General features: G+C 37.6%; 4 protein-coding genes and 1 other RNA gene. All 5 read left to right on the top strand.

From position 1 onward, the window contains the following. Window positions 1–181: 181 nt before the first annotated feature. Window positions 182–655 (top strand): SsrA-binding protein SmpB, encoded by a 474-nt coding sequence (gene smpB, locus SLH51_RS24235; RefSeq protein ID WP_335964155.1) that lies wholly within the window; start codon window positions 182–184, stop codon window positions 653–655. A 167-nt stretch (window positions 656–822) separates the two neighbouring features. Further along, window positions 823–1,183: a transfer-messenger RNA gene (gene ssrA, locus SLH51_RS24230) on the top strand. A gap of 299 nt (window positions 1,184–1,482) precedes the next feature. Then, window positions 1,483–2,667 carry an MFS transporter gene (locus SLH51_RS24225; RefSeq protein WP_335964154.1) on the top strand — a complete coding sequence of 395 codons (1,185 nt, stop codon included), beginning with the start codon at window positions 1,483–1,485 and terminating at the stop codon, window positions 2,665–2,667. A 282-nt stretch (window positions 2,668–2,949) separates the two neighbouring features. Further along, a complete protein-coding gene (locus SLH51_RS24220; protein ID WP_335964153.1) occupies window positions 2,950–3,996 on the top strand; it encodes a LacI family DNA-binding transcriptional regulator in 1,047 nt (348 codons plus the stop codon). 61 nt (window positions 3,997–4,057) lie between these two features. Continuing rightward, window positions 4,058–5,202: ABC transporter substrate-binding protein (locus SLH51_RS24215; RefSeq protein WP_335964152.1), on the top strand; the 1,145-nt coding region annotated here is incomplete at its 3' end.

The raw sequence follows: 5,202 nt of genomic DNA, 5'->3' as shown, positions 1-5,202 counted from the left end.
CGCTGCACGCAAGCTAGGAGAAGAGCACTCCTAGCTCACTCAAAAGAAAGCAGCGGCTCCGCTCACGCGTCGAGATTATGAAAAAAAGGGAAAAACCACCTTTTTTTCATAATCTCTTTGACGTTTGTCTTTCGTATTTGCTATCATTAAGAAAATGTCATGAAGCAAAAGGGTGTAGCAGATGGCTGTAAAAGACAAAGACCGTAATGTGATCGCTCAAAACAAGCGTGCTGGTCATGATTACTTTATTGAAGAAACGTACGAAGCAGGAATTGTGCTTAAAGGTACGGAAATTAAATCAATGCGGTTAGGTCGAATGAATTTAAAGGATTCATTTGCTCGCATTGTGAATGGGGAAATGTATCTCCACAACGCACATATTAGTGAGTATGAGCAAGGGAATCGGTACAACCATGATCCAACTCGTGCGCGCAAGCTTCTTCTTCATAAAAAGCAGATTAATACGTTAATTGGACAAACTCAGCAAAAAGGATATTCGCTTGTTCCTTTAAAAGTGTATCTGAAGAATGGGTTTGCTAAAGTGTTGATTGGCCTTGCTAAGGGTAAGAAAAACTATGACAAGCGCGAAACACTTAAGCGTCAAGATGCTAAGCGTGAAGTCGATCGTGCGTTGAGAGAGCGAATGAAAGGGTAAGAAAGCAGGCGATTTACATTGGTAGGAATTTACCAGTTGTATTCGTTAGTGGGTATGCTATAATAATAAGTGTCGAGAGCGGGAGAAGTTATTTTTAACTTACTGTTCAAGACACTTTGTTTTATCGCTTAGCTTGCAAGGGAAACCTACTAGCTAACTTTTATTTTGGGGACGTTTTGGATTCGACAGGGATAGGTCGTGCTTACGTGGCGAGTCGAGGGGGTCGGCCTCGTTAAAACGCCAAAGCCAATTAACTGGCAAAGAAAACAACAACTTCGCACTAGCAGCTTAATAGCGCTTTGCGGTTCCACCCTCCATCGCCCATGTGGTAGGATCTGGGACTCACTCTAAGTGGGCTACGCCGGTTACCCTCCGTCTGAGGGTGAAGGAAGAGAACAAACAGACTAGCCTCATGGAAGCCTGTTACTGGGCCGAAGTGTTGGCGAAATGCTAATACAGTGACTACGCTCGTAGAAGCGTAAGTGTCGTTATTCTTGGACGTGGGTTCGATTCCCACCGTCTCCACCAAAACCATACCGTGAACCGCATGACCGCAGAGGTCATGCGGTTCTTTTTGTTTTATAGATAAAAATAATTCTTCAAATTGCTGCTTCATAAGAAGGTATCAGGAGTGCATTTGCCGTTTCTTAGTGTGAGCTTATAATATTTTAAAAGTATCGTGGTTTTTATATACTTTGAATACTAATAATATTACAATAAATGGATCGTGCGACCTATAAATAATGAGTTTAACTAACTTTTCTATATGAAGTAACGATTTAATAACTGTTTGAATGCACTTTTAATGTAATGTAAGGAGGTTATCTATGCGAAGAACAAATAATCTTCTCCGCTTAATGGCATTTATGTTTTTTTGCTTTTCGGCGATGACAATAGTGGGGACTTATTTACCTGTTTATTTTAGGGATAATGGACTTTCTAGTGTGGAAATAGGTTGGTTGCTAGGAGTGGCATCGCTAGCTTCGGTTATCGCTCAGCCGTTTTGGGCTTATATGAGCGACAAATATAAATCAATCAAACGGATCTTAGTTTTATGTTTGGTGTTTGTTATTGGAACAAGTGTCATTTTATTTCATGTCGAGTCTTTAGCTACAATAGCCATCATGATGTTTATCTTTTATTGTTTTTTCTCGCCAATTAACCCGTTAGGCGAAAGTTTAGCGCAGAAGACGGCAACTGAAAAGAAAATTTCATTCGGGAAAATTAGAGTGTGGGGCTCTCTTGGATTTGCTATTACTGCTTTAATATCGGGATACGTGCTAGCCTTTTTTGGAATTGAAAACATCCTCTATCCTTTTTTATTAGTCATTCTCATCACATTTTTGCTTGCTATAAAACTTACGGATATTAATTTAACGGATAAAAAAGCAACTTTATTTACTGCACTAAAGATAGGGAGAGAGCCGAAATTCCTTTGGTTTTTAGTACTAGCGCTACTGATCACGATTCCTCACCGAACAAATGATCACTACTTAGGAATTTACATTGTTGAATTAGGTGGGAGTGAATCATTAATAGGTTGGGCGATCTTTATAGGCGTAATAACAGAGTCATTTGTTTTTGTTTTGGGTTGGTTATGGTTTAGGCGTTTTCATGAGTTAACGTTTATTATTATTGGTGGATCGCTCTATAGTATTCGCTGGATATGTATGACTTTTGTTTTGTCTCCAGAAAGTGTTCTTTTTCTACAGTTCTTTCATGGAGCAAGTTTTGGTGTGTTTTATCTGAGTGCTTTTCAATACGTAACAAAAATTTTACCGAAGGATTTACTTGCCACGGGTCATGTCTTCTTTCTTACAGTTGTCTTTGGTGTTGGAGGGATGATTGGTTCTTTAGGTGGCGGATTGATAATTGAATATTATGGGATTTCTAATATGTATTGGTGGATAGGGATTCTTGCTACAATAGGAACAGTTAGTTTCTTTTTTTACAGACTAGTAGTTGTGAGAAAGGAAGAGGCGGTAGAGGATACATTTGAAATACATGGTTAGAATAATAGTAGTTGGGCGTAACTTTAATGAGTTATGCTTTTTTTAGTAAAAAGAGTAAAGTTTTACTTTGTTGCACAGTGATGAAATGACTGAATTCGAAAGATTATAAGGAGGATTGATTAAAAAACATTTAATAATCACAATATATGAGTGGTATATAGGAAAAAACGACAAAAAAAAGGAAAAATAAAAGTGTTGTTTTCATAAAAGTAATCTGATAAACTAAATTTAACGGAAAACTCTTGCAAAAGTTTTACCGGTAAAACTAAAAGTGGTGATGTGATGGCAACGATAAAAGATATTGCTAAACAAGCGAATGTTTCGATATCGACCGTTTCTAGAGTGCTTAATAATGATGAAACGATAACTGTGATGGAACAAACGAGAGAACGGATCTTAGCGGTTGCTAAAAAGTTGAATTATTCTTCTAAAAAGAAAAGCGGAATACAAACTTCTCTTAGAAATGAAAGCGTTAAAATCGGTTTGTTAATGGGCTGTAGTCAAGAGGATGAATTTGATGATCCTTATTTTCTTTCCATTCGAAAAGGAATTGAAGAGCAATGCTCACAAAAGAACATAAAGATTTCTAAATTTGTCCGCATGCAGAATGCTACGAATGAACAGTCATTAGAAGATTTAGACGGACTGATTGTTGTCGGGCATATTGATAAAAGCGAAATTCATAAGCGCTACATTCACAATGATCATATCGTCTTTGTCGATGCACCTGCCGAAACAGAAACTTATGACTCTGTTATGTGTGATCTACAAGGAGCAAGCGAAAAAGTCATGTCATACTTACTTGAATTAGGGCATGAAAGAATTGGCTACATTGGTGGACCTGGTCATGGTATGAAAATGCGTGAAGTTTTTGAATCAGGTAACACGGGGGATATACGACAGAAAACTTATGAATCGATGATGAAAAAACATCATCAGTTAAATGAAAGTGATATTTATTTAGATGACTGGGGAACGCCTTCAGGCTATCGAATCATGAAAAAGGCGATCGAAAAAGGCAATTTGCCAACTGCGTTTTTTGTTGGAAGTGATCCGATGGCGATTGGAGCAATTCGTGCCTTACTGGAGGATGGTATTAAAGTTCCGCATGAAGTAGCGATTGTTAGTATAGATGATATTGAAATGGCCAATTTTGTAAGTCCACCACTCACAACAGTAAAAGTATACACTGAGCAAATGGGAAAGACAGCCGTTAATTTGCTGCTGGAGAGAATCGAAGGAAGAGATATCGCGCTGAAAGTTGTGGTTCCGACAAAATTAGTTGTAAGAGAGTCATGCGGTGGTATCTTAAAGAAATTTCAAAATTGAATAATGAATTAAATAGCAAAACATGTAAAACAATAAAATGAATTAATTATGGGGGAAGAAAATGAAAAAATTATTAAGTACAGTGATGTCAGGGTTTTTAGCAGTTGGTATGTTAGCTGGTTGTGGTGGAGGAGATAGCGGTGCGAGTGATGATGGCACTGTAACTTTGGAATTCTTCCAATTTAAATCAGAGGCAGTTGGTATATTTAATGATTTAATTGAAAAATTTGAAGAAGAGCACCCAAACATTAAAATTGAACAAAACAATGTACCTGAACCAGGAACAGTGTTAATGTCGCGCTTATCTCAAAATGATGTGCCTGAAATTGTTGCTTACAATGGAGACCGAGTATATGGTGAAGCAGCCGATGGTGGTGCTTTTGTGGATTTCACTGGTGATGACATTCTCGACAACGTAATTCCGTCCTATGTCGATATGATTAACCAACTTTCAGAAAATGATGAGACAAATGGAATACCGCATTCTGCAAACGCAAACACAGTTTTATACAATAAAACAAAATTTGAAGAACTAGGATTAGAAATTCCTAAAACATGGGATGAGTTTATTGAAGTAGCAGAAACAATTGAAGCCGCTGGTGAAACTCCATTCTATTCTCCGTATGGCGAAGCATGGACGGCTCTACCACCTTTTAACGCATTAGCTTCAAACTTGCATGGAGATGATTTCTTTGAAAAACGTCACGCAGAAGAAATAACATTTGCTGATCGTTATCAAGAAGTGTCAGAAAAAATGTTAACTCTTTTAGAGTATACAGACAATGATGTATTTGGGACAAACTATAATCAGGCAAACACAGATTTTGCCAAGGGTGAGTCTGTGATGTACATGATGGGTGTTTGGGCGATTAGCCAAATTAAAGCAGCCAATCCTGATATTGAACTAGGAGCATTTGCTTTACCAGCAACGAACAATGCCGATGAGAACAGATTAGTTTCTGGTGTCGATCTTCTCCTTACAATATCTGCACAAGCTAAACATCCAGAAGAATCACGAAAATTTATTGAGTTTCTATTAGATGAAGAAAACGTACAATACTACATTGACGACCAAAAAATGTTTTCTACTATTCAAGATGTCTATCAAGAAGATCCAACATTTGAAAACTTACAAGTACACTTTGAAGAAGGAACGATCACAAGTTTCGCTGATCACTACTACTATCCAGGTATGCAAGTAGAGAA

This window comes from Halalkalibacter kiskunsagensis, assembly GCF_037027555.1.
GTDB lineage: Bacteria > Bacillota > Bacilli > Bacillales > Bacillaceae_D > Halalkalibacter > Halalkalibacter kiskunsagensis.
This window is presented reverse-complemented; position numbering and strand designations above follow the sequence as displayed.